Raw genomic sequence first — 257 nt, forward strand, 5'->3', positions numbered from 1 at the left:
CTGCGCGCCGCGTTCTCGGTCAACTACGCCGCTCTGGGGCTGGTGCTGGATCTGCTGGACCGGGTCGACCAGCTGGAACGCGCGCTGCGCCGTAGTCAACGACAACCGTGGAGGTGACCCGTGGACAAGACCGACCCTTTGACCCAGAAATCCCGGCAGGCACTGCACGACGCCCAGACGAAGGCGGTGCGCTTCGGCCACACCGAGGTCGACGGTGAGCACCTGCTGCTGGCGCTGCTGGACGACCCGGACGGACT

1 protein-coding gene is annotated in these 257 nt (G+C 67.7%); it reads left to right on the forward strand.

The features are described 5' to 3' along the window. Nucleotides 1-120: 120 nt before the first annotated feature. Nucleotides 121-257 (forward strand): Clp protease N-terminal domain-containing protein (locus tag H5411_RS46855; protein ID WP_183128062.1); only part of this gene is annotated, 137 nt, incomplete at its 3' end.

It is taken from the genome of Amycolatopsis echigonensis (genome assembly GCF_014174495.1).
Taxonomy (GTDB): Bacteria; Actinomycetota; Actinomycetes; order Mycobacteriales; family Pseudonocardiaceae; genus Amycolatopsis; species Amycolatopsis echigonensis.